Origin of the sequence: Rhodococcus sp. 15-649-2-2 (genome assembly GCF_002258645.1) — a bacterium.
GTDB lineage: Bacteria > Actinomycetota > Actinomycetes > Mycobacteriales > Mycobacteriaceae > Rhodococcoides.
Genome location: NZ_NPFM01000031.1, coordinates 841,541 through 866,262, shown reverse-complemented (window position 1 = coordinate 866,262; position 24,722 = coordinate 841,541). Strand labels below are relative to the sequence as shown.

At 64.3% G+C, this 24,722-nt stretch carries 25 protein-coding genes and 1 other RNA gene; 20 read left to right on the top strand and 6 right to left on the bottom strand.

The genetic code is table 11. The features are described 5' to 3' along the window. The first annotated feature begins 33 nt into the window (after positions 1 to 33). Positions 34 to 579 carry a GNAT family N-acetyltransferase gene (locus tag CH305_RS24840; protein WP_037155710.1) on the top strand — a complete coding sequence of 182 codons (546 nt, stop codon included), beginning with the start codon at positions 34 to 36 and terminating at the stop codon, positions 577 to 579. Here the strand turns inward: CH305_RS24840 and CH305_RS24835 are convergent. From CH305_RS24835 to CH305_RS24820, 4 genes are all read right to left on the bottom strand, one after another. Continuing rightward, entirely contained in the window at positions 552 to 1,829 is a 1,278-nt protein-coding gene (locus CH305_RS24835; RefSeq protein WP_255182759.1) for an RNA polymerase sigma factor, read from the bottom strand. The genes CH305_RS24840 and CH305_RS24835 overlap by 28 nt on opposite strands. A 16-nt stretch (positions 1,830 to 1,845) precedes the next feature. After that, positions 1,846 to 2,190: a YciI family protein gene (locus tag CH305_RS24830; RefSeq protein WP_094705136.1), complete on the bottom strand. Its 345-nt coding sequence runs from the start codon at positions 2,188 to 2,190 to the stop codon at positions 1,846 to 1,848. Positions 2,191 to 2,375: 185 nt separating this feature from the next. Then, the gene (locus CH305_RS24825; RefSeq protein WP_032403106.1) at positions 2,376 to 3,599 is read right to left on the bottom strand and encodes an acyl-CoA dehydrogenase family protein; all 1,224 of its coding nucleotides are present in this window, start codon (positions 3,597 to 3,599) and stop codon (positions 2,376 to 2,378) included. Positions 3,600 to 3,643: 44 nt separating this feature from the next. After that, entirely contained in the window at positions 3,644 to 5,053 is a 1,410-nt protein-coding gene (locus CH305_RS24820) for an acyl-CoA dehydrogenase family protein (RefSeq protein WP_032403565.1), read from the bottom strand. A gap of 142 nt (positions 5,054 to 5,195) precedes the next feature. On the opposite strand from CH305_RS24820, the gene CH305_RS24815 reads away from it, so the two are divergent. Further along, positions 5,196 to 5,564, top strand: a complete 369-nt coding sequence (locus CH305_RS24815) for a DUF1304 domain-containing protein (protein WP_037155706.1) — start codon at positions 5,196 to 5,198, stop codon at positions 5,562 to 5,564. Between the two features lie 7 nt (positions 5,565 to 5,571). Here CH305_RS24815 and CH305_RS24810 read toward each other — a convergent pair whose 3' ends face one another. Both CH305_RS24810 and CH305_RS24805 read right to left on the bottom strand, forming a co-directional pair. Continuing rightward, complete coding sequence (locus CH305_RS24810; protein WP_094705134.1) at positions 5,572 to 6,363, bottom strand: inositol monophosphatase family protein; 792 nt, start codon at positions 6,361 to 6,363, stop codon at positions 5,572 to 5,574. 59 nt (positions 6,364 to 6,422) lie between these two features. Next, positions 6,423 to 6,914 carry a carbonic anhydrase gene (locus CH305_RS24805; protein ID WP_037155704.1) on the bottom strand — a complete coding sequence of 164 codons (492 nt, stop codon included), beginning with the start codon at positions 6,912 to 6,914 and terminating at the stop codon, positions 6,423 to 6,425. Positions 6,915 to 7,129: 215 nt separating this feature from the next. Here CH305_RS24805 and prfB point away from each other — a divergent pair, with 215 nt between their 5' ends. The 18 genes from prfB (at position 7,130) to CH305_RS24715 (ending at position 24,654) form a co-directional block, all read left to right on the top strand. After that, positions 7,130 to 8,242 carry a peptide chain release factor 2 gene (prfB, locus tag CH305_RS24800; RefSeq protein WP_027496571.1) on the top strand — a complete coding sequence of 371 codons (1,113 nt, stop codon included), beginning with the start codon at positions 7,130 to 7,132 and terminating at the stop codon, positions 8,240 to 8,242. A 5-nt stretch (positions 8,243 to 8,247) separates the two neighbouring features. Beyond that, positions 8,248 to 9,147: a mechanosensitive ion channel family protein gene (locus CH305_RS24795; RefSeq protein ID WP_037155702.1), complete on the top strand. Its 900-nt coding sequence runs from the start codon at positions 8,248 to 8,250 to the stop codon at positions 9,145 to 9,147. Further along, positions 9,144 to 9,590, top strand: coding sequence for a hypothetical protein (locus tag CH305_RS24790; RefSeq protein WP_037155700.1), 447 nt, complete (start codon positions 9,144 to 9,146; stop codon positions 9,588 to 9,590). Before CH305_RS24795 ends, CH305_RS24790 begins: the two co-directional genes overlap by 4 nt. An 86-nt stretch (positions 9,591 to 9,676) precedes the next feature. Next, a complete protein-coding gene (gene ftsE, locus CH305_RS24785; protein WP_027496574.1) occupies positions 9,677 to 10,366 on the top strand; it encodes a cell division ATP-binding protein FtsE in 690 nt (229 codons plus the stop codon). A gap of 63 nt (positions 10,367 to 10,429) precedes the next feature. After that, positions 10,430 to 11,335 (top strand): permease-like cell division protein FtsX, encoded by a 906-nt coding sequence (gene ftsX, locus CH305_RS24780; protein WP_032403112.1) that lies wholly within the window; start codon positions 10,430 to 10,432, stop codon positions 11,333 to 11,335. A gap of 83 nt (positions 11,336 to 11,418) precedes the next feature. After that, positions 11,419 to 11,892, top strand: a complete 474-nt coding sequence (smpB, locus tag CH305_RS24775; protein WP_032397704.1) for an SsrA-binding protein SmpB — start codon at positions 11,419 to 11,421, stop codon at positions 11,890 to 11,892. Positions 11,893 to 11,900: 8 nt separating this feature from the next. Next, a complete protein-coding gene (locus CH305_RS24770; RefSeq protein WP_094705132.1) occupies positions 11,901 to 12,755 on the top strand; it encodes a DMT family transporter in 855 nt (284 codons plus the stop codon). Positions 12,756 to 12,786: 31 nt separating this feature from the next. Further along, positions 12,787 to 14,247 (top strand): SDR family NAD(P)-dependent oxidoreductase, encoded by a 1,461-nt coding sequence (locus tag CH305_RS24765; protein WP_052058839.1) that lies wholly within the window; start codon positions 12,787 to 12,789, stop codon positions 14,245 to 14,247. Positions 14,248 to 14,312: 65 nt separating this feature from the next. Next, positions 14,313 to 14,683, top strand: a transfer-messenger RNA (tmRNA) gene (gene ssrA / locus CH305_RS24760). Positions 14,684 to 14,802: 119 nt separating this feature from the next. Then, positions 14,803 to 15,462: a S9 family peptidase gene (locus CH305_RS24755; RefSeq protein ID WP_094705130.1), complete on the top strand. Its 660-nt coding sequence runs from the start codon at positions 14,803 to 14,805 to the stop codon at positions 15,460 to 15,462. Beyond that, entirely contained in the window at positions 15,441 to 16,730 is a 1,290-nt protein-coding gene (locus CH305_RS24750; protein WP_373454587.1) for an NAD(P)/FAD-dependent oxidoreductase, read from the top strand. The genes CH305_RS24755 and CH305_RS24750 overlap by 22 nt, the downstream gene beginning before the upstream one ends. Further along, positions 16,721 to 17,500, top strand: coding sequence for a DUF1365 domain-containing protein (locus tag CH305_RS24745; RefSeq protein ID WP_094705128.1), 780 nt, complete (start codon positions 16,721 to 16,723; stop codon positions 17,498 to 17,500). Before CH305_RS24750 ends, CH305_RS24745 begins: the two co-directional genes overlap by 10 nt. After that, the gene (locus CH305_RS24740; RefSeq protein ID WP_256983981.1) at positions 17,497 to 18,810 is read left to right on the top strand and encodes a cyclopropane-fatty-acyl-phospholipid synthase family protein; all 1,314 of its coding nucleotides are present in this window, start codon (positions 17,497 to 17,499) and stop codon (positions 18,808 to 18,810) included. Before CH305_RS24745 ends, CH305_RS24740 begins: the two co-directional genes overlap by 4 nt. Beyond that, positions 18,807 to 20,132: a cyclopropane-fatty-acyl-phospholipid synthase family protein gene (locus CH305_RS24735; protein WP_052077617.1), complete on the top strand. Its 1,326-nt coding sequence runs from the start codon at positions 18,807 to 18,809 to the stop codon at positions 20,130 to 20,132. Before CH305_RS24740 ends, CH305_RS24735 begins: the two co-directional genes overlap by 4 nt. After that, positions 20,129 to 20,920, top strand: coding sequence for a DUF1295 domain-containing protein (locus tag CH305_RS24730; RefSeq protein ID WP_094705126.1), 792 nt, complete (start codon positions 20,129 to 20,131; stop codon positions 20,918 to 20,920). The genes CH305_RS24735 and CH305_RS24730 overlap by 4 nt, the downstream gene beginning before the upstream one ends. Before the next feature lie 86 nt (positions 20,921 to 21,006). Continuing rightward, positions 21,007 to 22,647, top strand: a complete 1,641-nt coding sequence (gene pgm / locus CH305_RS24725; protein WP_094705124.1) for a phosphoglucomutase (alpha-D-glucose-1,6-bisphosphate-dependent) — start codon at positions 21,007 to 21,009, stop codon at positions 22,645 to 22,647. A gap of 77 nt (positions 22,648 to 22,724) precedes the next feature. Further along, complete coding sequence (locus CH305_RS24720) at positions 22,725 to 23,882, top strand: MFS transporter (RefSeq protein WP_052058884.1); 1,158 nt, start codon at positions 22,725 to 22,727, stop codon at positions 23,880 to 23,882. Positions 23,883 to 23,907: 25 nt separating this feature from the next. Continuing rightward, entirely contained in the window at positions 23,908 to 24,654 is a 747-nt protein-coding gene (locus CH305_RS24715; RefSeq protein ID WP_094705122.1) for a DsbA family protein, read from the top strand. The last annotated feature ends 68 nt before the right edge of the window (positions 24,655 to 24,722 follow it).

Sequence of the window (24,722 nt, the reverse complement as noted above, 5' to 3'; positions counted from 1 at the left end):
TCTACCAGACTTCGCTCCCTTAGGATCCACGGTGTGCGAACACGAACCTCGCGTCTCGATCTCGACGAGCCGGTCGTCACGGATCTCGATGCGCTGTACGCGATCTGCAGCGATCCGCAGTCGTGGACCCACTTTCCCAGCCTGCGGCACACCGATCCCAGCGCGACCGAACGAATGTTGCTGGGCTGGGTGGAGCAGTGGCGGCGGGATGGATTGGCCACGTGGATCATTCGTGAGCGCGGCAGCTGGACGATCAGTGGCTACGGCGGGTGCTCGAAGCGGCAGAACGCGTTCTGGAATCTCGGCTATCGCCTCCATCCCGACGCGCAAGGAAACGGGTACGCCGCGGAGATGTGTGAGATCGCAGTCGAGCGCGCGCACCGAACCGAGCCCGAATTGCCGATCGTGGCGTACCTCCTCGAACACAACGTCGCGTCGGCCCGAGTGGCCCAGCGCGCGGGCCTGGAGTTGATCACCCGTGGACCCGACGTCGGCAATCCCGACGCCGACGCAGTTCGCCTGGTGTACGCCGATCGGCCGTTGAGCTCGACTCAGGTCGACTCCGTTCTGTCTGCCTGAGCGATGCCGTTCACGTCGGCCAAGCGACGCTGTAGCAGTCGCTTCTCCGGTGCGGTTCGTGCGCGGTCCAGAGCCTGTCGATACTGCTCTGCCGCCTCGTCGAGCCGGCCGAGTCGGTGCAGCAGATCGGCTTTCGCCATCGGGTACGGGTGGTAGCGGCGCAGCGACGGCTCGTCGGCAAGTAGGTCCAGCTCGTGCAGGCCGGCTGCGGGACCGTCGCGCATGGCAAGAGCAACTGCTCTGTTCAATGCGACGATCGCATTCGGGCCCCGATCCATCAATATGTCGTACAGGGCAACGATTTGGTGCCAGTCGGTACTGTCGGTGTTCGGCGACTCGTCGTGCAGCGCGGCGATCGCTGCCTGCACCGCATAGGGTCCGCTCGGGCCGCCGCGGAGGGCGTCGACCACGAGTTCGGTCCCTTCGGTGACGAACTCGGCGTTCCACGATCGCCGGTCCTGATCGGCCAGCAGCACAATGTCGCCGTGCACGTCGATCCGTGCGCGGCGTCTGGCGTCGGTCAGCAACATCAACGCCAGTAGGCCGGTCACCTCGGACTCTGTCGGCAGTGCTGCGTGCAACAGTCGTCCCATGCCGATCGCCTCGGTGGTGAGGTCGATGCGCCCCACTCGGTCGCCCGACGTCGCCGAGTACCCCTCGGTGAAGATCGAATAGACGACTTCGAGCACCATCGGCACTCTGCCGGCCAACTCGTCCGACCCCGGAACGCGAAAGGGTATGCGCGCGACGCGAATCTTGTTCTTGGCTCGCACTATTCGTTGTGCTGCCGTGGCCGGAGGGATGAGTAGTGCACGCGCGACCTCTGCGGTGGTGAGACCGGCCAGACACCGAAGGGTCAACGCGAGGCGGTCGCCGGCCGCAAGCGCCGGATGCGCGCAGGTGAAGAACAACTGCAGTCGGTCGTCGGGTAGATCGTCGTCTAGCGAACTCGGCGGGTGTGGTTCGCTGCGATCCGAATCGGCCTGCAGCACTCCGATCTTCGCGGCGAGCGTCTGATCGCGTCGCAGGCGATCGACCGCCTTTCGGCGGGCAGTAGTGAGCAACCAGGCTCCGGGCTTGGACGGTATGCCATCGATCGGCCAATGCTTCAGAGCCGCCTCGATGGCATCCGACGTCACCTCCTCGGCGAGATCGAGATCACGGTAGCGCTGAACCAACGACGCGAGCAGCATCGAGCGCTCGGCACGGAAGACCGAGTCGAGCGCCCGATGAACCTCGGACTCGCTCACCGAACGACCCCGTGGGTCAGAATTCTGCGAGCGGACGAACGATCACGGTGCCGCCGTCTTTCGATCCGGGGCATCGCGTCGCCCAATCGAGCGCGGAATCGAGGTCAGGAACGTCGATGACGTCGTAGCCGCCCAGTACTTCGTGTGACTCGGCGTACGGCCCGTCGGTGACGGTGCGTTCTCCGGTGGTGGCATCGACGCGCACCGCCGTGGCGGTGGTGAGGTCCGCCATCGCATGACCGGAGACGTAGACGCCCGCCTCCTTCATTTCCTTCTCGTAGGTCATCCAGTCCTCCACGCTGCTGCAACCCGGAGCTGCTCCCGGTGCGGTGTTTGCGTTGATCAAGAGGATGTACTTCATGGTGCGCTCCTGGGTTCGATACCTCGGTGTCGCGGCGTGAGTCGCCGTTCACGAAGACGACGCCCGAGAAGACACGATATCGACACCGGCGTCCGAAATTTTCCGCAGTGCACGAAAAAGCGGCATCGGACCGATGGTCCGATGCCGCTTTCGTCACCCTGTGGCTCGACTAAGAGCCGGATGCGTCACTTCAGTTCTGCCGACGACTTTCCGAGTACGCGTCGGGCAACGATGAGTTGCTGGATCTGCTGCGTGCCCTCGAAGATGTCGAGAATCTTGGAGTCGCGGCTCCACTTCTCGAGCAGCGGGCGTTCGGAGTAGCCGTAGGTACCGGCCAGCTCGACCGCCTTCAGAGTGATGTCGACTGCCGAGCGGCCGGCCTTGGCCTTGGACATCGAGGCCTGCAAGGAGTTGGGCTCCTTGTTGTCGGCCATCCACGCTGCGCGCAGTGCGAGCAGGTGGGCAGCTTCCCAGTCCGCTTCGAGCCGCAGGAATTCCGCGGCAGCCGCGTGCTGGTTGTAGGCGGGGGTCTCGTACGAGATCTCCACTCCGGCGTCGACGAGGATGGACCGCAGCTCTTCGAGTGCCGCGCGTGCGACGCCGATTGCCATACCCGCGACCAGGGGACGCGTGTTGTCGAACGTCTGCATGACGCCGGCGAAGCCCTTTTCGACGTTCACCTCGGCGGTACCGAGCAGGTTGTCCTTCGGAATGCGGCAGTCCTCGAGCAGGAGCGCCGCTGTGTCGGACGCCTTGATGCCCAGCTTGTGCTCGAGGCGGGCGACCGACAGGCCCGGAGCGTCACGCGGGACGACGAACGATTTGATCGCTGCACGACCGAGCGACTTGTCGACCGTTGCCCACACCACGATGTGGGTGGATCGTTCACCGGCGGTCACGTAGATCTTCTCGCCGTTGAGTACCCATTCGTCGCCGTCGAGGACAGCGGTGGTGGTGACTGCTGCGGAGTCCGAACCGAAGCCGGGCTCGGTGATGGCCATCGAGGCCCATACCTTGCCGAAGCGCTCGAGCTGCTCGTCGGTGGACACCGCGGCGATGGCCGAGTTGCCGAGTCCCTGGTAGGGGATCGACAGGGTGAGGCCGACGTCGCCCCAGCACGTCTCGATCACATTGACCAGGGCAGACATGTTGCCGCCGTTGGAGTTCGCGGTCTTGCTCGGCTTGGGAGCGGACTCGCTGTCCTTCTCGCGGCCACCGGCTGCGCCGCCGATTTCGCCACCGGCGTCGGACATGCCTTCGACCATCGACGCCATCGTGTCGAGTTCCACCGGGTACTCGTGCTCGGCGAGGTCGTATTTGCGGGAAATCGGGCGGAAGATCTCGGCAGCGACTTGGTGAGCCTGATTCGCCTGCGCCCGAAGCTTCTTGGGAAGTTCAAGATTGATCATCGTGTATGTCCTTGGGTGAGTGCCATGGAATTCGGGGCGGCGAGCTAGATGAGAACGATGCCCTCGGCGACGCCGACGGACCGCAGATCGCGGTACCAGCGCTCCACCGGGTGCTCCTTGGTGAAGCCGTGACCGCCGAGCAGCTGCACGCCGTCGGAACCTATCTGCATGCCCTTCTCGGAGGCGAGCCGACGAGCCAGCGCAGACTCACGAGTGAACGACAGTCCCTGCTCGGCGCGAGACGCACCACGCAGCGTGACCAACCGCATGCCGTCGAGCTCGATGGCGATGTTGGCGACCATGAAGGCCACGGCCTGACGGTTGCTGATCGGCTCGCCGAAGGCGACACGGTCGTTGACGTACGGAACGACGTAGTCGAGTACGGCCTGGCTGGTACCGACGGCAAGGGATGCCCAGCCGAGTCGTGCGAGGCCGATGGCTGCGCTGTACTCGGCGGCCCGCTGATCTGCATCACCGTCGCCGAGAAGAGCCGATTCGGGCACTGCGACGTCGGTCAGGATCAGACGGCCCAGACCTGCTGCGCGCAGACCCATGCTCGGGTCGGCTTCGACGACCAGGCCTTTGGAGTCGGATTCGACGATGAAGAATGCCGGGCGGCCCTCGAGCTCTGCGGCGATGACGAACAGCTCGGAGCTTCCGGCAGCAGGCACGAGACTCTTGACGCCGTTGAGCTTGTAGCCGCTGGGGGAGCGGACGGCCTTGGTCTGCAGCGCGTACGGGTCGAACAGGGCGCGGGGTTCGTTGACGACCACCGCGGCGTTCGGCACCTTCTCGCCGACGAATGCGGGAAGGTACGTCTTCTGCTGTGCGTCGGTGCCCCACTGGGTGAGAGCGACGGCGACACCGCTGGGCGCGAGGATGGGCAGTGCCAAGCCCATGTCGCCGTGGGCGAGCGCCTCGGCGACGAGGGAGTTGGTAACCGCGCCCCGCTCGGTGGCTGCGCCGTCGAGCTCCTCGGGAACGTTGATCAGCGTGATGCCGAGCTCGGCGGACCGGCGAACCAGATCCTCCGGTGAGGAGGCGTTGTGATCTGCGTCGAAGGCGGCCGGCCGGAGGATTTCCTCGGCGAACTCCTTGACCGTCTCGACGATCATGCGCTGTTCGTCGTCGGGCGTCAGGTCGAAGTAGCTCAGGTTCTTGGTGGCACCGTCGTCGAGACGCTTGGGCTTGCCGCCACCGGTGACCTTGGCGAACGTGCGATTGGCCGCACCGAGTGTCTTGAACCCGGTCTTGGTGCTCTCGTACGTCACCCGGTCGATCGTCTGGCGGAGGTTGTACTTCTCCGCCAGTTCCGATCCGGTGATGGCGGTCAGAACGCGCATCGCGGTTCCGATCGCATCTCTCTTGAACGGGTTGAGGCCAACCGCAGAAGTATCGCGGGGCACCTTCGGGCGCTTCGCGTCGACCACACTGTCTTGCTTGCTCATGATCACCAGTTCCTCGGCGTCGGTCACGGACTTCACAGATCTTACTCCCGAGTAAGTTAGCTGTCTACTGTCGAGTAAGTACCGGTGGTCCACGACACCCCAACAGCAGTTCGTATCCTGCGTCGTATCGATGTGACAGGCTGTTTCCGTGCATCTCACAGCTCAGATCTTCGCCGCCCTCGCCGCAGCCCTTCACGTCGTCATCTTCGTGATGGAGAGTGTGGTGTGGACCAAGCCTGCTGTGTGGTCCCGCTTCGGAGTCGCGAGCCAGCACGACGCCGACGTCGTGAAACCGATGGCCTTCAATCAGGGCTTCTACAACCTGTTTCTCGCCGTCGGAATCGTGGTCGGCCTCCTCGTCGGTGGATCCGCGGGCGACGCGATCGTCTACTTCGCGTGCGCGAGCATCGTCGGAGCGGCTCTGGTTCTGGCCACCGGTGGTGCCAAGTACTTCCGGGCCGCATTCGTTCAGGGCGTCACGCCGCTGATTGCGCTGGTTCTCGCTGCGGTTCTGTAGTCGTAATTCAGGCGTCGGGGGACAGTCGCTCGAGTACCTCGCTCTGCAGTAGGCCATTGGTGGCCACCGCGCTGCCGCCGTGCGGGCCTTCGGTGCCGTTCAGTGCGGTGAAGTCGCCGCCGGCCTCGCGCACGAGGACATCGAGCGCAGCCAGGTCCCACAGCGAGACCTCGGGTTCGGCCGCGATATCGACAGCGCCCTCTGCGACCAGGCAGTACGAGAAGAAGTCGCCGTAGCCGCGCACCCGCCAGACGGCATCGGTGAGATCGAGGAATCGGTCTCTGATACCGAGATCGGACCAGCCGGAGAGGCTGGAGAAGCTCAGACTCGACGACGCCAACGAATCGACCTTCGAGACCGTGATGCGGCGCGGAGTGCCCCCGGCCGAGGCCGTCCAGGCACCCTCATCGTGTGCGGCCCACCATCGCCGGTTCAATGCAGGGGCGCTGACGACTCCTACTCGCGGTACGCCGTCGTCCAGCAGAGCGATCAATGTTGCCCAGACGGGCACGCCGCGCACGAAGTTCTTGGTGCCGTCGATGGGATCCACCACCCACTGACGGCCGCTGAAGGTCGCGGTGCCGCCGAACTCCTCGCCCAGCAAGGCATCGCCGGAACGCTCCGAACCGAGCTCGCTGCGAATCATCGTCTCGACGGCCAGGTCTGCGTCGCTCACCGGTGTGAGATCCGGCTTCGAGTCCACCGAGAGATCCATGGCGAGAAAACGTCGACGAGTGATGGCGTCGGCCTCGTCGGCGAGCCTGAGGGCAAGGGCAAGATCGGCGGAGTAGTCGGTCACCGGAGAAGACTATCGCCGCACACGGGCTTGCTCGTACGCGGCGATATGGGTGGCGGGGTCTATCCGGTGACTTCGTTCAGCTTCCCGGTTGCGACATCGAATACGAAGCCTCGAATGGATTCGTGCTTCGTGACGAACGGGCTCTGCTCGATGCGGGCGAGCGACTGGCGAACATCGCGGTCCAGGTCTGTGAACGACTCGGCAGCCCAGTTCGGCTTGATGCCCGTCTCGTCCTGCAGATCTTTCTTGAACTCGTCATCGGTGAAGGTGAGCATTCCGCAGTCGGTGTGATGGATCAGGATAATCTCCTTGGTGCCGAGCAGGCGCTGACTGATGGCCAGCGACCTGATCTCGTCGTCGGTGATCACACCGCCGGCATTGCGAATCACGTGGGCTTCGCCGTCGGCGAGACCGAGAATGCGGTAGACGTCGAGTCGGGCGTCCATGCACGCGACCACTGCCACGTGCTTCGACGGCGGCAGAGGCAGGGGACCGTCGAACTGGGCGGCGTAGGCCTTGTTGTTGTCGAGGTACTGATCGGTGACGGTCATACGACGCTCCTGTGTACTGCAGGTGTGGCCGACACCGGGCGGTGACAGGCATGTCGACATGCGAATATGTCGATGAGCCGAAAACTAGCAGTCGCCCGGTGGCCTGACGAGAGTTGAAATCACCGCGGTTCGAACCCTCGACGACGGTCTCCGTGCGGGCCGGCGGAATCGGGGGCGGTCGGGCTCGGGTTCGCGTGCCGGTAACCTTGACTCTCGTGCATCCCGACGTTTCTGCAGACCTCGCCGAGCTCGACACCACTCTCTCCACCGTCGAGTCGGTTCTCGACGTCGAGGAACTGCGGCGACGCATCGACGAACTCGAACATCAGGCGGCCTCGCCGGACCTGTGGAACGACCAGGAACACGCTCAGCAGGTCACCAGCCAGCTCTCCCACGCGCAGGCCGAGCTTCGCCGCGTCGAAGAGCTTCGGCAGCGTCTCGAGGACATGCCGGTTCTGTACGAGCTCGCCGAGGGCGAGGAGGGCGAGGCGGCTGCATCGGCCACCGCCGACGCCGACGCCGAACGCGCCTCGCTGCGAGAGGACATCGCAGCCATGGAAGTGCGGACCCTGCTGTCCGGCGAATACGACGCGCGCGACGCACTGGTCAACATCCGGTCCGGCGCAGGTGGAATCGACGCCGCCGACTGGGCGGAGATGCTCATGCGCATGTACATCCGCTGGGCCGAGAAGCACGGCTACGGCGTCGAGGTCTACGACACGTCCTACGCCGAAGAAGCGGGTATCAAGAGCGCCACGTTCGCTGTGAAGGCCCCGTACACGTACGGCACGTTGTCGGTGGAGCAGGGCACGCATCGGCTCGTGCGCATCAGTCCCTTCGACAACCAGGGTCGACGCCAGACCTCCTTCGCCGAGGTGGAAGTTCTTCCGGTCGTCGAGACCACCGACCACATCGAGATCCCCGAGAACGACATTCGCGTGGACGTCTACCGCTCGTCCGGCCCGGGCGGGCAGTCGGTCAACACCACCGACTCCGCCGTTCGATTGACACACATCCCGACCGGCATCGTGGTGACCTGTCAGAACGAGAAGTCGCAGCTGCAGAACAAGGTGTCGGCCATGCGAGTGCTGCAGGCCAAGCTGCTCGAGGTCAAGCGCAAGGAAGAGCGCGCCGAGATGGACGCGCTCAAGGGTGACGGCGGCAGCTCCTGGGGCAATCAGATGCGCTCGTACGTACTGCACCCGTACCAGATGGTCAAAGATTTGCGTACCGAGTACGAGGTGAACAATCCGTCTACTGTTCTCGACGGGGACATCGACGGATTCCTGGAATCCGGAATCCGCTGGCGCATGCGAGGGGAGCAGTAGATCCGATGACGGCCTGGCTCAACGTGACGCCCGAGGTCAAGCTCAACGGCCTCGGAATCGTGCTGTACATCCTCGGCGGACTGCTGGCCGCGCGCTTCGTCACCTGGACCGGATCTCGGATCACTGCCCGCATCGACCAGAACTACCAGCACAGCGACGCGCTCGTGCGATCCGAGGCCGCGAAACACCGTCATGCGCTGGCTCAGGTCATCACCTGGGTGCTGGTCACTCTCATCTACATCCTCGTCACCATCGAGGTACTGCGCCGCTTCGGCTTCGGCGTCGGCGGTCTTGTCGCACCCGCGACGGTCATCGGTGCCGCCCTCGGCTTCGGTGCTCAGCGCGTGGTTCAAGACATCCTGGCCGGCTTCTTCATCATCACCGAACGGCAGTACGGCTTCGGTGACGTCGTACAGATCGCCGTCAACGGGTCAGCCGAAGACGCCGAGGGCACCGTCGAGGACGTCACGCTCCGAGTGACCCGGGTTCGTAGCGTCGACGGCGAGGTCATCACGGTCCCCAACGGGCAGATCGTCAAGGCGATCAACCTGTCGAAGGATTGGGCGCGCGCCGTCGTCGATGTTCCTGTCCCCAGCACCGCCGATCTCACCCAGGTCAACGCGCTGCTCCGTGCAGTCGGCCGTGACGCATTCGCCGATACGCGGTTGCGTCCGCTCCTGCTCGACGAACCGACCGTGATGGGCGTGGAGAGCATCGAGGTGGGGCAGGTCAACGTGCGCCTGGTCGCACGGACACTGCCGGGCAAGCAATTCCAGGTGGGGCGAGAGCTTCGAGTGAGAGTGGCCGCTGCGCTGCAGCCCGAGGGCATCAACGTTGCCCCCGACGTGAGTACGGCCGGAGTCGCACCCGAATCGTCAGGACGAGATCGGACGGAAGACCAGTGAGTTCACCTGATACCGGAACCGAACGCCCGCAGCGCAACTGGCGACAGTGGCGCATTCCGGCCAAGATCTACGGCCGCGTCCGCACGTCCACCGTGGCCTTCGGTATCTGCTTTGTGCTCACGGGCCTGCTCTACGGGCAGGTCAGCGCAGATATCGCCGAGAGGGACAAGCAACAGATCGAGGGCCCGGTCGCTGTCGATCCGTCCGAGCTCACCCCCTACAACCAGCCCCAGACCTCCGAGCCGCGATACTCGACAACCACGGTCTCGCCGACTCCGTCGGCCACCGTCGATCCGGAGCAGTCGGGAACCGTCGAGGAATCCGGACAGCAGGCCACCACGACGACAGTTCCGCCGACGACCACCGCGCCGTTCGGCGTGCCGATTCCGCCGGCGATTCAGTCGCTGATACCCACCCAGCCTGCACCGACATCATCGCGCTGACGCTGCCTTTACCGTCTCTCGGGACTCGCCGTGGTATCCGCACGGTTCCGACGGTTACCGGTGGGTAAGGACTACACTGGCGACCCGTGATCAGCACCTCGAATGTGTCCAAGTCCTACAAGACCTCCACCAGGCCTGCCCTGGACAAGGTGACGGTCTCCATCGACAAGGGTGAGTTCGTGTTCCTGATCGGCCCGTCCGGTTCGGGCAAATCGACGTTCATGCGATTGTTGCTCAAGGAGGAGACGCCCACCTCCGGTGACATTCACGTTGCCGACTTCCACGTGAACCGATTGGCGGCCCGTCGCGTCCCACGGCTGCGGCAGAGCATGGGCTGCGTCTTCCAGGACTTTCGTCTCTTGCAGCAGAAGACCGTGGTCGAGAACGTGGCATTTGCGCTCGAGGTGATCGGCAAGCCTCGTTCGATGATCAAGCGCACCGTCCCCGAGGTTCTCGACCTGGTGGGACTCGGTGGCAAGTCCGATCGTCTGCCGAACGAGCTGTCCGGTGGTGAGCAGCAGCGTGTGGCGATTGCCCGAGCTTTCGTCAATCGCCCGCTGGTCCTGCTCGCGGACGAGCCGACCGGAAACCTGGATCCCGACACCAGCCAGGACATCATGCTGCTGCTCGAACGCATCAACCGCACCGGAACCACTGTGCTGATGGCGACCCACGACAACCACATCGTCGACTCGATGCGCCGCCGCGTCGTCGAACTCGACAACGGACGAGTCGTTCGTGACGAGGCCCGCGGGGTCTACGGCGTCGGGCGCTGACGACACCCGACCAGGACCTATCGGACTTCTCGACCGAACGAATCGAAGGGCTCGGATTCCGCGATGCGCGCAAGTTTCATCTTCAGTGAGGTCCTCACCGGACTTCGCCGCAACATCACCATGACGATCGCCATGATCTTGACGACCGCCATTTCCCTCGGCCTGTTCGGCGGCGGGTTGCTCGTGGTGCAGATGGCGGGAAAGACTCAGCAGATCTTCCTCGACAGAGTGGAAGTCCAGATCTTTCTCACGGACGACATCTCCGCAACGGATGCCGACTGCGCACAGGAGACCTGCGCCACCCTGCGATCGGATCTTGAGAACACTCCGTCGGTGGTCTCGGTGCAGTACCTCAATCGTGAGGATGCGGTGAAGGACGCAACCGAGCGAGTGTTCAAGGATCAGCCCGAACTGGCCGAACTGGTCAGTGCCGACAGCTTTCCCGCGTCGTTCAAGGTTCGCCTGAGTGATCCCGAGCGGTTCGGGGTGATCAACGACAACTTCCAGAATCGACCGGGCGTGCAGAGCGTGCTCAACCAACGCGATCTGGTCGAGCGATTGTTCAGCGTGCTCAACGGTGTGCGGAACGCTGCCTTCGCGATTGCCACTGTGCAGGCGATCGCCGCAATTCTTCTGATAGCCAACATGGTTCAGATCGCTGCGTTCACCAGACGAACCGAGGTCGGCATCATGCGGTTGGTCGGTGCCACTCGCTGGTACACCCAGCTGCCGTTCCTGCTCGAGGCGGTGGTGGCCGCACTGATCGGATCTGCGCTCGCCATCGCCGGACTGTTCACCGCGAAGAACATGTTCATCGACGATGTTCTCGCGGACGTGTATCAGGCCAACATTCTGGCCCGGATATCGAACAGCGACGTGCTCCTCGTCTCGCCGTTCCTCGCGCTGGTGGGAGTCGGCATGGCAGCGGTGACGGCCTACATCACGCTGCGCCTGTACGTGCGCGAATAAATTCGCTTGCCGTTCGGTTCTATGCTGGAGCGGTTGCCCGTGGAACCGCTCCACGCGGCGAACGCTCGAGAAAGGGCCCTGCAGTGAGAGAGAAGGGCCGCAAGGCCATCGCGACCAATCGCAAGGCGCGGCACAACTACTCCATACTCGACGTCCTCGAGGCCGGAGTTGCCCTCGTCGGAACCGAGGTCAAGAGCCTGCGCGACGGCAAGGCCTCCCTGGTCGACGCCTTCGCGACCGTCGACGACGGTGAAATCTGGCTGCGCGGGCTGCACATCGCGGAATACACGCTCGGCAGCTGGACCAACCACGCACCACGTCGAAACCGCAAACTCCTCCTTCACCGTCGCGAGATCGACCGCCTTGCAAGCAAGGTCAAAGAGGGAAACCTGACGCTGGTGCCGTTGTCGATGTATTTCTCCGACGGCAAGGTCAAGGTCGAACTTGCCTTGGCCAAGGGCAAGCAGGACTACGACAAGAGACAGTCGTTGGCCAAACGCACCGCCGAACGCGAAGTGACTCGTGAGCTGGGGCGTCGTGTGAAGGGCATGCGCTGACCGCTGTCCTGCTCGCTCTGGTAGCCGCTGTGGGCTACGGGGTGAGCGATTTCGTCGGCGGTGTCGCATCCCGCCGGGTAGCGGCACTGCGCGTGGTCATCGTCTCGTACCCACTGTCGCTGGTGATCGTCCTGCTCGTGGCTCCATTCGTCGGCGGCACGATCGAACTGTCGGCGATGTTGTGGGGGTTGGCCTCGGGTGTTGCCGGCGGCGTCGCCGTGTGGTGGTTCTACCTTGCCCTCGCCGCCGGTCCGATGGCCGTGGTCTCACCTGTCACCGCCGTCTTGGTCGCCGGCATCCCGGTACTGGTCGGGCTGTCGATGGGCGAGCGTCCCGGCATCATCGCGTTCGTCGGCATCGCAGTCGCCCTGGTGGCCGTGGTGCTGGTCAGCAAGGAATCCCCGGACGAGGTGACCGGTGAAGTGGCAGGCGGTCGGGAGATGAAGTTCACCCGAACCGTGGCCTGGTTGACGGTCGGTTCGGGCGTGACGTTCGCTTTTGCGTTCATTTTTCTGCACCGGATCGGCGACGGCAGTGGACTGTGGCCGCTTGCGGCGTCGCGTGCGTCGGCAACCGCGGTGGTCTGGGTGGTAGCTCTGGCGTCCGGGCACTTCTCGCCCCCGCACGGCAGCGTGCTCAAACTTGCGGCGTTCGTCAGTGTGCTCGACGTGGTTGCCAATGCCGCCATTATCTACGCCTATCAGGACGGTCTTCTCTCCTTGGTGAGCGTCATCGCCTCGCTGTATCCGGCAGCAACGGTGTTGCTGGCCATGGTGATGCTCGGCGAAAGAGTCGGCACCCTGCAGAAGATCGGAATGGCGTTGGCGCTCGGCGCGATCGCGATGATCGCCCTCGCAGGTTGAACTGGCCCGCTCGGGGGTAATGACCTCGTTTATGACAGCTTCCGATTCGCCGTCCGACATCCCCGTGGCTCAGGACGACGGACGCCCTCCCCGCGTTCTGGTGACCGGTGCCACGGGATACCTGGGCGGGCGTCTGGCACCGCGTCTGCTCGACGAGGGGTACCGGGTCCGGGTGCTGGCTCGCACCCCCGGCAAGCTCGACAACGTGCCGTGGGCGGCGGACGTCGAGGTCGTCAAGGGCGATCTGAGCGATCGGGAGTCGCTGAAGGAGGCGCTGACCGGAGTCGACGTCATGTATTACCTGGTGCACTCGATGGGCACCGCAGGCCATTCCGATTTCGCCGATACCGAACGCGACAGCGCCGAGAACGTCGCGGCCGTTGCTGCCGAGTGCGGCGTCGGCCGGATCGTCTACCTGGGTGGCCTCCATCCGCCCACTGGAGAGCTGTCGCCACACCTGAAATCCCGCGCCGAGGTGGGTCGCATTCTGATCGAGTCGGGGGTACCTACGGTCGTGCTGCAAGCAGGCGTCGTGATCGGATCGGGTTCGGCGTCATTCGAGATGATTCGCCACCTGACCAACCGGCTTCCGGTGATGACCACGCCGCGGTGGGTACACAATCGAATCCAGCCGATCGCTGTCCGCGACGTGCTGCACTACCTGATCGGGGCCGCGAGCGCACCGATCGCCGAATCCCGGACCTTCGACATCGGTGGTCCGGACGTCATGCAGTACGGCGAGATGATGAACATCTACGCCGACGTCGCGGGACTGCGCCAGCGTCGCATCATCGTTCTTCCGGTGTTGACACCTCGATTGGCCGGCCATTGGATCGGGTTGGTCACACCCATTCCGCGCGGGCTGGCGATGCCGCTCATCGAATCGCTGCAGTACGACGCCGTCGGTCACGAGATGGACATCGACGCCGTCGTGCCCCGCCCGGACAACGGACTGACGGGCTACCGCGATTCGGTTCGGCTGGCGCTGCGCAAGATCGACGACGGCGAGGTCGAGACGCGGTGGACCGACGCCACCGGTACCGCGGCACCGTCGGATCCACTTCCGTCGGACCCGGATTGGGCCGGGGAAGTGGTGTACACCGACACTCGGGTCGCCAGAAGTACGGCGGAGTCGAGTGCGATCAGGCCTGCGTTGGAACGATTGGCCGACGCAGACGTGCTCACCGGCTGGCATCGCGACGCCACCGGACCCGACGCGTCGGCGTCGGGCACCGAACACACCACCCGGCTCAAGTCCTCGACCCGGCTGCCCGGCGAGGCGTGGCTGGACCTCACGGTCGGGGGAACCGCGAAGCAGCCGACGATCGAGCAGCGGTTGGTGTTCTTCCCGCGTGGACTGGCCGGTCGCGCAGTCTGGTACGCCTCACTGCCGGCACGGTTGGTCGTGGCGCGCCGAATGCTGCGCACAGTGGTGCAGCGGGTGGACGCGGATGCCGCATCGCACGCCACGGATCGCCGTGCGAGAAGTTAATGGGATGAATGTGTCCATGCGAGGCGTTACACTGAACAGCCCGGGCACAGTGTTCGGGAACATACGGGGCTGAACGGTTTCGACTTTGTATGTTGAGTCAGGGGAAGCGTGTCGGTGCAGGCGAGAGACCACCGTAAGCGTCATCGCAACCTTATAAGCGCCGATTCCAATCAGCGCGACTACGCACTCGCTGCCTAAGTAGCGACTGCGTGTCTGTCAGTCCGGGTTTGCCCTCGGCCCGGGTACTGGCATCAGCTAGAGGGCTCACCGATTCATCCGGCCGCGGGATGATGAGGAACATCAAACAGTGGCTGGGATCGTCATCCTGACTTGTTCGCGAGATCGGGAGATCCAAGTAGAGACATAGCGGACTGCACACGGAGAAGCCCTGGCAATGCAGCAGAGGACCCGGGTTCGATTCCCGGCAGCTCCACCGAAGAAGACCGGGCCGAGAGACACACTCTCGGCCCGGTCTTCTTTTCTGTGTCGGACAGGTCACAATCGCCCCGTCCGAACCGATCCCACCCGAAGCGGCCTCGGTGCCGAATAACCGGCATGAGCAACGAGCCGACTCCAGTACTGCGCACCGGCAGGCGGGTGTCCGACCCTGCACTGGTCGTGTTGGTCCTCGGCGGCGGCAAGGACGTGAGCCGGGCGCGCAGTCGGCCGTGGCATCTGGCCGGCCTGCGAATGTGGCCGTTCACCTGGATGCTTCGGCGCGTGGGACGCGAACGCGGCATTTCGGTGCAGCAATTGCAGTACCGGTTCCGCGGCTGGAACGCCCCCGAACGGTCTCCGGTCGAGGACGCCCGGTGGGCGCTGAACCGAATCCGCGCGGAGCATCCTGACGTTCATGTCGTGGTCGTCGGCCATTCGATGGGTGGCCGCACCGCCGCTGCCCTGATCGACGACCCTTCTGTCGTGGGTGTGGTGGCCCTGGCCCCGTGGTGGCCGGAGGGTGTGGAAGCCGACGCATTCGGCGCGCATCATTCGTTGCTCGTCGTACACGGCACTGCCGACAAGTGGACCGATCCGAGAACCTCGCGCCGTGCGACCGAAAGAGCAGCATCCAGAGGGGCGACTGCTCGCTACCTTTCCGTTCCGGGTGGGCATTTCATGCTCCGCAATCCGCGGGTCTGGTCGAGGGCCACGCGTGACTTCGTCCTCGGCATTGCCGCCGATACCAAGGCCGACTGCATGGGCAGGCAGTCGTGACGCGCCGTCGTATTGCCGTGGTCGGGAGCGGCATCGCCGGCCTGACGGCCGCATTCGCACTGTCGAAGAACTCGTCGGTGACGTTGTACGAGGCGGATTCTCGGCTCGGCGGTCACGCGGACACGCACTATGTCCCCGGCCCCAACGGTCCGGTAGGCGTCGACACAGGGTTCATCGTGCACAACGACCGCACGTATCCGACGCTGCTTCGGCTGTTCGCCGAACTCGACGTACCCACCCAGGATTCGGACATGAGTATGTCCGTGCGCTGCGACGGGTGCGGGCTCGAGTACTCGGGCGGCCAGGGCATGCGCGGAATCCTGGCGCAACGTACGGCGGTGTTCAAACCACGATTCGTGTCGATGTTGCTCGATGTCAAACGTTTTCATCGGCTGGCAACCGAACTTCTGGACAGCCCGGACTCGGCGGATTCCGAGATCACACTCGGTACATTTCTCGAAGACCATTCTTTCTCGGCATATTTCGAATCCCACTTCATGACGCCGTTGGTGTCGGCGGTGTGGTCGTGTGATCCGGACACTGCGCTCGCTTACCCGGCTCGCTACCTGTTCTCTTTTCTTCAGCACCACGGAATGCTCACCGTCACAGGATCTCCCACCTGGCGCACCGTCACGGGCGGGTCCATCGAATACGTTCGCCGGGTTGCGTCGCACATCGACGAGGTGTTGCTCGATACCCCCGTGCGCGCGGTCTACAGGTCCGAGGACTCCGTGCAGATCCGGGACGCCCACGACAACCTGCGCACGTTCGACGCCGCCGTGATCGCGGTCCATCCCGGTGCCGCGCTGAAGATGCTCGCGGAACCCACTGCGCTCGAGCACAGCATCCTCGGAGCGATGCCGTACTCGGTCAATCACACTGCTCTGCACACCGACTCGTCCGTGTTGCCGAAGAACACCAGGGCGCGGGCCTCGTGGAACTACCACCTCCCGTCCTGTAGCGCCAGGCCCGATCGAGTTCTGGTCAGCTACGACCTGACGAGGTTGCAGCGGTTGGACGACACCGATCGAAGGATGCTGGTCACCCTCGGTGGAGCGGATCGCATCGACCCGAACACGGTGCTCGACGACATGACCTACGAGCACCCGCAGTACACTCCCGAATCCGTGGTAGCGCAGCGTCGTCTGCCCGAATTGGACACCGATACGGTTGTGTTCGCCGGGGCGTACCACGGCTGGGGATTCCATGAGGACGGTGCGTTGTCCGGAGCGCGCGCTGCGCAACGGGTGGGGGCCACGTGGCTCTGACGTCCGTTCTGCCGACCACCCGCGCACACGGAGCGGCGCTGTATCTCACTCGGATCGATCACGTGCGACGCGCGCCGATTCGAAACGCGTTCTCGTACAAGAGCTACAGCTGGTTCGTCGACCTCGACGCGCTCCCCGAGTTGCCGCGGATGTTGCGACCGCTGGCATCGTTCGACTCACGTGATCACCTGGGCGACCCCGACGCCACCATTCGTCAGAACGTCGATGCGTTCCTGGCGGAGAGCGGTATCGATCTCGGCGGCGGACGGATCACGATGTTGGCCAGCGCGCGGGTGTTCGGACACACGTTCAACCCATTGAGTGTGTACTGGTGTCACGACCGCGCCGGAGACCTCCGCTGCGTGGTGGCCGAGGTGCACAACACCTACGGCGAGCGATACCGGTATTTGCTGCACACCGATCGGCGCGGCGCAGTACGGACGACCAAGGAGTTCTACGTCTCGCCGTTCAACGACGTCGACGGCGAATACTCCATGCAGCTGCCCGAGCCGGACGCCGCGCTCCGCCTGTCGATCGTCCTCGAACGTCCCGGTCAGCCTCCGTTCGTGGCGACCGTCGACGGCCGTCGACGCGAGGTGACGACGCGGTCGATTCTTCGCACCGCACTCGAGATCCCGATTGCGCCCGTGCGAGTGGTGGTTCAGATCCGCTGGCAAGGCATTCGGCTCTGGGCGCGGGGTCTGAAGATCGTGCAGAAACCTGCCCCTCCGGGGGAACGAAGAATTCAGAAGGAAGGGGCCCACAGATGACAACTGTGTCGAAAGCCAATTCTGTGTCGAACCCGTACGGTGGTTCCGCTGTCGGTCCGCGCCCGTCGGTCGATGCGCGGGTCTGGCCTCAGATCGCCCGTGTTCCCGGTGGCATGAAGGTTGCAGCCGCCGCGCCCGTCGCCGACTTCCTCTTCCGTCGTGCGGTTGAGGGATTGCAGGTCCGGGTCGCGATGCCCGACGGCGAAGTGATCGGGGCCGGCTCGGCCGATGCCCCGTTGATGACCGTCTATCGGCCACACGACTTCGCCGCACGGGTCGGCGACAGTGGACTCATCGGATTCGGTGAGGCATACATGGCCGGAGACTGGGATGCCGAGGACCTCACTGCAGTGCTCGAGGTCTTCGCCCGGCGAATGGCGTCGCTGATTCCGAAGTCCCTGCAGCGCCTCCGAGGGCTTTATGTTCCCAAACCTCCACGGAGCGAGCGGAATACGACCAAGAACACGCGATCGAACATCTCACGGCACTACGATCTGTCGAACGACCTCTTCGAACTCTTCCTCGACGAGACGATGACCTACTCGAGTGCGTTGTTCGCCGGAGCGGGAAGCGACAACGACAGTGAGGAGCTCGCCGACGCTCAGCGCCGAAAGATCGACCGGCTTCTCGACCGCGCGGGCGTCGGCGATGGAAGCCGGGTTCTCGAGATCGGCACCGGATGGGGCGAGCTTGCCATCCGTGCGGCCGCTCGTGGTGCGACGGTACGGTCGGTGACATTGTCGACCGAACAGCAGGAACTGGCGCGGAAGCGTTGTGCCGCTGCGGGTTACGGAGATCGAATTCAGATCGATCTCCTCGACTATCGTTTGGTCGACGGCGAGTACGACGCGATCGTGTCGGTCGAGATGATCGAGGCCGTCGGTCATCAGTACTGGGGAACCTACTTCGAGACGATCGACTCGTTGCTTGCGCCGGGTGGGCGGGTTGCCCTCCAGGCCATCACGATGCCGCACGATCGAATGCTGGCTACCCGAAACACGTACACCTGGGTACACAAGTACATCTTTCCCGGCGGGTTCCTGCCCTCGGTGCGGGCCATCGAGGAGGTGACCGAGCAGCACACCTCGCTTCGCGTTCGCGAGCGCTTGTCCATGGGCGACCACTACGCGCGAACCCTCGCACTGTGGGACAGTCGATTCCGTGAATACCGCAGCGAGGCATCCGATCTCGGTTTCGACGAGGTGTTCGCGCGAATGTGGCACTTCTACCTGTGCTACTCGGAGGCCGGATTTCGATCCGGGTACCTCGATGTTCAGCAGATCGTGCTCGACCGAAGGGACAACCGATGACCACCTCGACACTTTCCGTGGACCGGACCCATCGCAGTGGCGGTGTCGCGCATCGGATTGCCGAGTTGATAGAACCCCTGGTGGGTGGCCCGCTTCCCGTTCGGCTGCAGGCGTGGGACGGATCCGTCGCAGGCGATGACTCGGCACCGAGAGTGCTGTTGCGGAGCCCGAGCGCCCTTCGTCGATTGCTCTGGAGCCCAGGCGAACTCGGTGCTGCGCAGGCATACGTCACCGGGGAGTTGGACGTCGACGGGGATCTTGCCGCGGCTCTCGATCATGTCTGGGGCGTGGTGCGTGAGCGCCGACTCTCGGCCGTCCGACCGGGGCCGGCGTCGCTGCTGCGGTTGGCAAGACTGGCGAAGGATCTCGGAGTGTTCGGCCGCCCACTACCGCCGCCCGTGTCGCAGGCCGCGGTGAAGGGGCGGCTGCACTCGATGCTCCGTGACCGCGCTGCGATCAGCCACCATTACGACCTGTCCAACGACTTCTACGAGCTGGTCCTCGATTCGCACATGGCGTACTCGTCGGCGTACTGGACCTCGGATGCGCCGGACTACACCCTCGATGACGCCCAGCGCGACAAACTCGACCTCGTGTGTCGAAAGATCGGGCTCGACAAGCGCGCAGGGCAACGCTTTCTCGACGTCGGCTGCGGCTGGGGGTCCCTGAGCCTGCATGCGGCTCAGGAGTACGGAGCGCAGGTCGTCGGAGTGACCATCTCGCGCGAACAGAAAGCCTTCATCGACAAGCGAATCGCCGACCGGGGACTGCAGGGCAACGTCGAAATCCGAATCCAGGACTACCGGGAGATTCCGGACGGTCCGTTCGACGCGGTGGCGTCGATCGAGATGGGCGAGCATGTGGGGGAGGCCAACTACCCGACCTACACCGCCGCACTGCATGCCAATGTCAAGCCCGGCGGCCGCGTGCTGATCCAGCAGATGTCGCGGAGGGAAGGCGACAACCCCGGCGGCGGAGCATTCATCGAATCGTTCATCGCGCCGGACATGTACATGCGCCCGGTCGGGCGGACCGTCGCAATGATCGAGGAGGCCGGCCTCGAGGTTCGCGACGTCCACGCGCTTCGGGAGCATTACGTGCGAACCGTCGACGTCTGGACCGAGCGCTTCGAGGCGCGCTTCGACGACGTGGTGGGGATGGTCGGGGAAGAGGTCGCCCGCGTGTGGCGGCTGTATCTCATCGGCGGCGGAATGGCATTCCGCGACAACAGGATGGGCGTCGACCAGATCCTGGCGGTCAGGTCCGAGAACGGACCGTCCGACATGGAACCGGTGCGGCCGACCTGGACGACCACCGGATGAACTGGTCGGACTTCCTGGCCGTATCGCTGGCGAGCCTCGGCGGAACCGCTGTCCTGATGATCGTCACCGCCCTCATCGGCGCGCGTATCGGACGGCACAACGTCGTGGACGTGACGTGGGGCGGCGGCTTCGTTCTGATCGCGCTGATCTCGGCTGCGACCGGAACAGGTGAACTATGGCGTCGAGTGCTTCTGCTCGCGCTCGTCGGCGTATGGGGACTTCGTCTTGCACTGCATGTCTTTCAGCGCTCACGCGGGCACGGTGAGGATCCGCGCTACACCGAACTGCTCTCCAAGGCCACCGGAAACGAAACCTTGTATGCCCTGCGCAAGATCTATCTGACGCAGGCAATTGCATTGTGGTTCGTGTCCCTGCCGTTGCAGGTATCCGCTGTCGCACACGGATCGGTCCCCACCGTCGTCGTACTCGGCGTACTGGTCTGGATGCTCGGATGGACGTTCGAGGCAGTGGGCGATGCGCAGTTGAAAGCCTTCAAGGCCGACGCGTCGAACAAGGGCAAGATCATGGATCGTGGTCTCTGGTCCTGGACGCGGCACCCCAACTACTTCGGGGACTCGGCAGTCTGGTGGGGGCTGTTCCTCGCTTCGGCGTCGGCGTGGCCGGGAGTGTTCACACTTCTGTCTCCTATCGCGATGACGTACTTCCTGGTGTTCGCCACAGGTGCACGGTTGCTGGAGCGCAGCATGGAGAAACGTCCGGGGTATCGCGAATACCAGCAGCGGACCAGCTATTTCCTCCCACGGCCGCCGAAAGGATCCAGCAAGTAGCTCGCGGGTGGGGCAGCGGCGCTAGGGTTGTCGAGGAGTTCGATTCATCGATCGAGTTCGGTTCGACCACAACGAGGAGGCGCATCGTGGCGCACGAGAGAGCTGGAACCACTGCACTGCCGGAGGATCTGGTGGATCTTTCGCAACTCGTGACGGCGTACTACTCGCGGGTTCCGGATGTGTCGGACCCGAGTCAGCAGGTGGTCTTCGGTACGTCCGGACACCGAGGGTCGAGCCTGGATTCGGCGTTCAACGAGGCCCACATCGTGGCGACGACGCAGGCGATCGTGGAGTACCGCGCTGCGCAAGGCATCACCGGGCCCCTGTTCATCGGCCGGGACACCCACGCGTTGTCCGAACCGGCCTGGACGACTGCTCTGGAAGTGTTGGCCGCCAACGACGTCGACGTACTGGTCGATTCGGGGGACCGGTACACGCCCACCCCTGCCGTCAGTCATGCCATCCTTCGCTACAACGAGTCGGGCCCGGCGGCGAAGGCCGACGGCATCGTGGTGACTCCGTCCCACAATCCGCCTCGGGACGGCGGCTTCAAATACAACCCTCCGCACGGTGGACCGGCCGACAGCGACGCGACGTCGGTCATCGCTGCCCGCGCGAACGATCTTCTGCGCGAAGCCATCTCGGGCGTCAAGCGTGTGACGCTGGCGCAGGCCTTCGCGGGCAGCGTCTCGCGGTACGACTTCCTCGGCACCTACGTGGACGACCTGCCGAACGTCGTCGATCTCGATGCGATCCGCGCGGCCGGTGTTCGGATCGGTGCCGATCCGCTAGGCGGAGCCAGTGTCGACTACTGGGACGCCATCGCCGAGCGACACAACCTCGATCTGACGGTCGTCAATCCGTTGGTGGACGGCACGTTCCGCTTCATGACGCTCGACACCGACGGCAAGATCAGGATGGACTGCTCGTCGCCGAACGCGATGGCGTCGCTGATCGCTGCACGCGATCGATTCGACATCTCCACCGGCAACGATGCCGATTCCGATCGGCACGGCATCGTCACTCCCGACGGTGGCCTGATGAATCCCAATCACTACCTCGCAGTTGCCATCGACTACTTGTTCACTCATCGGCCGGGGTGGTCGCCTACGGCGGCGGTGGGCAAGACCCTCGTGAGTTCGTCGATGATCGACCGCGTGGTGGCCGGCCTCGGCCGTCGCCTGCTCGAGGTGCCGGTGGGATTCAAATGGTTCGTACCCGGACTACTCGCCGGCGATCTCGGATTCGGCGGGGAAGAAAGCGCCGGTGCGTCGTTCCTCCGACACGACGGTCGCGTCTGGACCACCGACAAAGACGGCATCATCCTCGCGCTGCTGGCGTCGGAGATCACCGCAGTCACCGGGTCTACACCGTCTCAGCGTTACGGGGAATTCACCGCGAAGTTCGGCGATCCCTCGTACGCCCGCGTCGACGCACCGGCCACGCGCGAGCAGAAGGCCGTTCTCGCCAAGCTCTCGCCCGACCAGATCACCGCCACCGAATTGGCAGGCGAACCGATCACGGCAACGCTGACCGAGGCTCCGGGCAACGGAGCTGCCCTCGGTGGCCTGAAAGTGACGACGGAGAGCGCCTGGTTCGCCGCGCGCCCGTCCGGAACCGAGGACGTGTACAAGATCTACGCGGAGTCGTTCCATGGCAAGGAGCACCTCGCCGAGGTCCAAGATGCAGCACGTGAATTGGTGTCGTCCGCTCTCGAGAGCTCGTGACCGACTCGTCCCAACCCGACCACGACAGCTCGGCCTCCGAGTCGGCATTCCAGCCCGGAAGCAAACTCCCACCGGAGATCTGGGTACTGGTATCGGCGGCATTCGTCATCGCCCTCGGATTCGGCATCGTTGCGCCTGCCCTGCCACAGTTCGCCCGAGAATTCGGTGTCGGGTATACGGCCGCGTCGGCAGTGATCAGTGCTTTCGCTCTCATGCGGTTGCTGTTCGCACCGGCCAGTGGCGCTCTGGTTCAGCGGCTCGGCGAACGGCCCGTGTACCTGATCGGACTGCTGATCGTCGCGGTGTCCACCGGCGCGTGCGCTCTGGCCCAGACGTACTGGCAACTGCTGGTGTTTCGCGGACTCGGCGGAATCGGGTCGACGATGTTCTCGGTGTCGGCTCTCGGACTGCTGATCAGAATCAGTCCACCGACCAGTAGGGGCCGCATCTCCGGGCTGTACGCGACCGCCTTCCTGTTGGGAACCATCGGTGGTCCACTCGTCGGCGGTGCGCTCGTCGGTTTCGGTCTGCGGGTGCCGTTCGTCATCTATGCCGTGGCTCTCGTGATCGCTGCCGCCGTCGTGTATTTCACCCTCGGCAACTCCGAGCTCGTCAAACCGGAGAAGGGCTCGGCACCGCCGACGATGTCGCTGCTCGCTGCTCTCCGAATCCCGTCTTATCGGGCCGCGTTGGCTTCGAATTTCGCCAACGGTTGGGCAGTGTTCGGTGTTCGGGTGGCGTTGGTGCCGTTGTTCGTCGTCGAGGCGATGCAGCGATCCGAGGTGTTCGTCGGTATTGCTCTGACCGTGTTCGCAGTGGGAAATGCTCTGGTTCTCACCAGTGCCGGTCGCCTGTCCGACGTACGCGGACGCAAACCGTTCATGCTGGGCGGGTTGGCGGTGTGCGGCCTGGGCACCGTCGTGATGGGTTATGTGCACGATCCGGTGTTGTTCCTCGTGGTGTCGTTGATCGCCGGAATCGGATCGGGCCTGATGAGCCCTGCCCAGCAGGCATCGGTCGCCGACGTGATCGGCTCGAAGGCGCGCGGAGGACCCGTACTGGCTGCCTTCCAGATGGCGTCCGACGTGGGTGCGGTGATCGGCCCGATCGTGGCCGGGATGATCGTGGAGCGGGTCTCGTTCGGCCCGGCTTTCGCCGTGACCGGTGCGCTGCTTCTGGTGGCCGGACTCTGGTGGTCTCGCGTACCCGACACCCTCGAGCGCGAGCGCACCTGACACGCACATCCGTAGTATTCGCTCTGTGAGCCAGAAGAAGACATCGAGCACGAAACACACGCCACAGGCGACGTCCAACACAGTGACCTACGTATTGGGCGGTATCGCATTCCTGGTGGTGGTGATAGTCGTCGTGGTCGCGATCATGTGGCAGAGCGGAAGCGACGCCCCACGCAACGACGGCTACGGAACCGTGAAGAATCCCGAGGTCGAATTGTCGTTGCCAGGTGACGGCGTGGTGCAGCTGGCGCGTCCGGGAGCGCAGCGTGTGATCGATGTCTACGAAGATCCGATGTGCCCGTTCTGCGGCGATCTCGAAGCAAAGCACGGCCAGGAGTTGGCTCAGAAAATCGACGATGGCGTTGTCTCGGTGAATTACCACCTGGTCAATTTTCTCGATCCGTCGTCGGCCTCGGGTGACTATTCGACGCGTGCCGTCGCGGCGTCCCACTGTGTGGCAGCGACGGAGAACGCCCGGGTCTACTCCGCTTTTCACGGCGGGTTGTTCGACTCCGAATTCCGCCCGGTCGAAGGCGCAGACTCGGACAGAACCGATGCGGAACTAGCGGAGCTCGCTCGTTCCTCCGGAGCGAGCGAGCTGGCAACGGAGTGCATTGCCAGCGGAACCGAACGAGATGCCGCGGTGGCGGACGCGAACACCGGACGCGACGCTCTGGCGGCGTCGGGAGCGCGCGGGACGCCGGGGGTACTGGTCGACGGACAGGTGGTCGACGCGCTCGGTGACTCGGAATGGCTGGCCTCGATCAACTGATCCACTCCCGTGGGTGCGGCCGGTGGTCGAGTTCTCGGTACCGGCCGGACCAGGTGATTTGTTGCTGT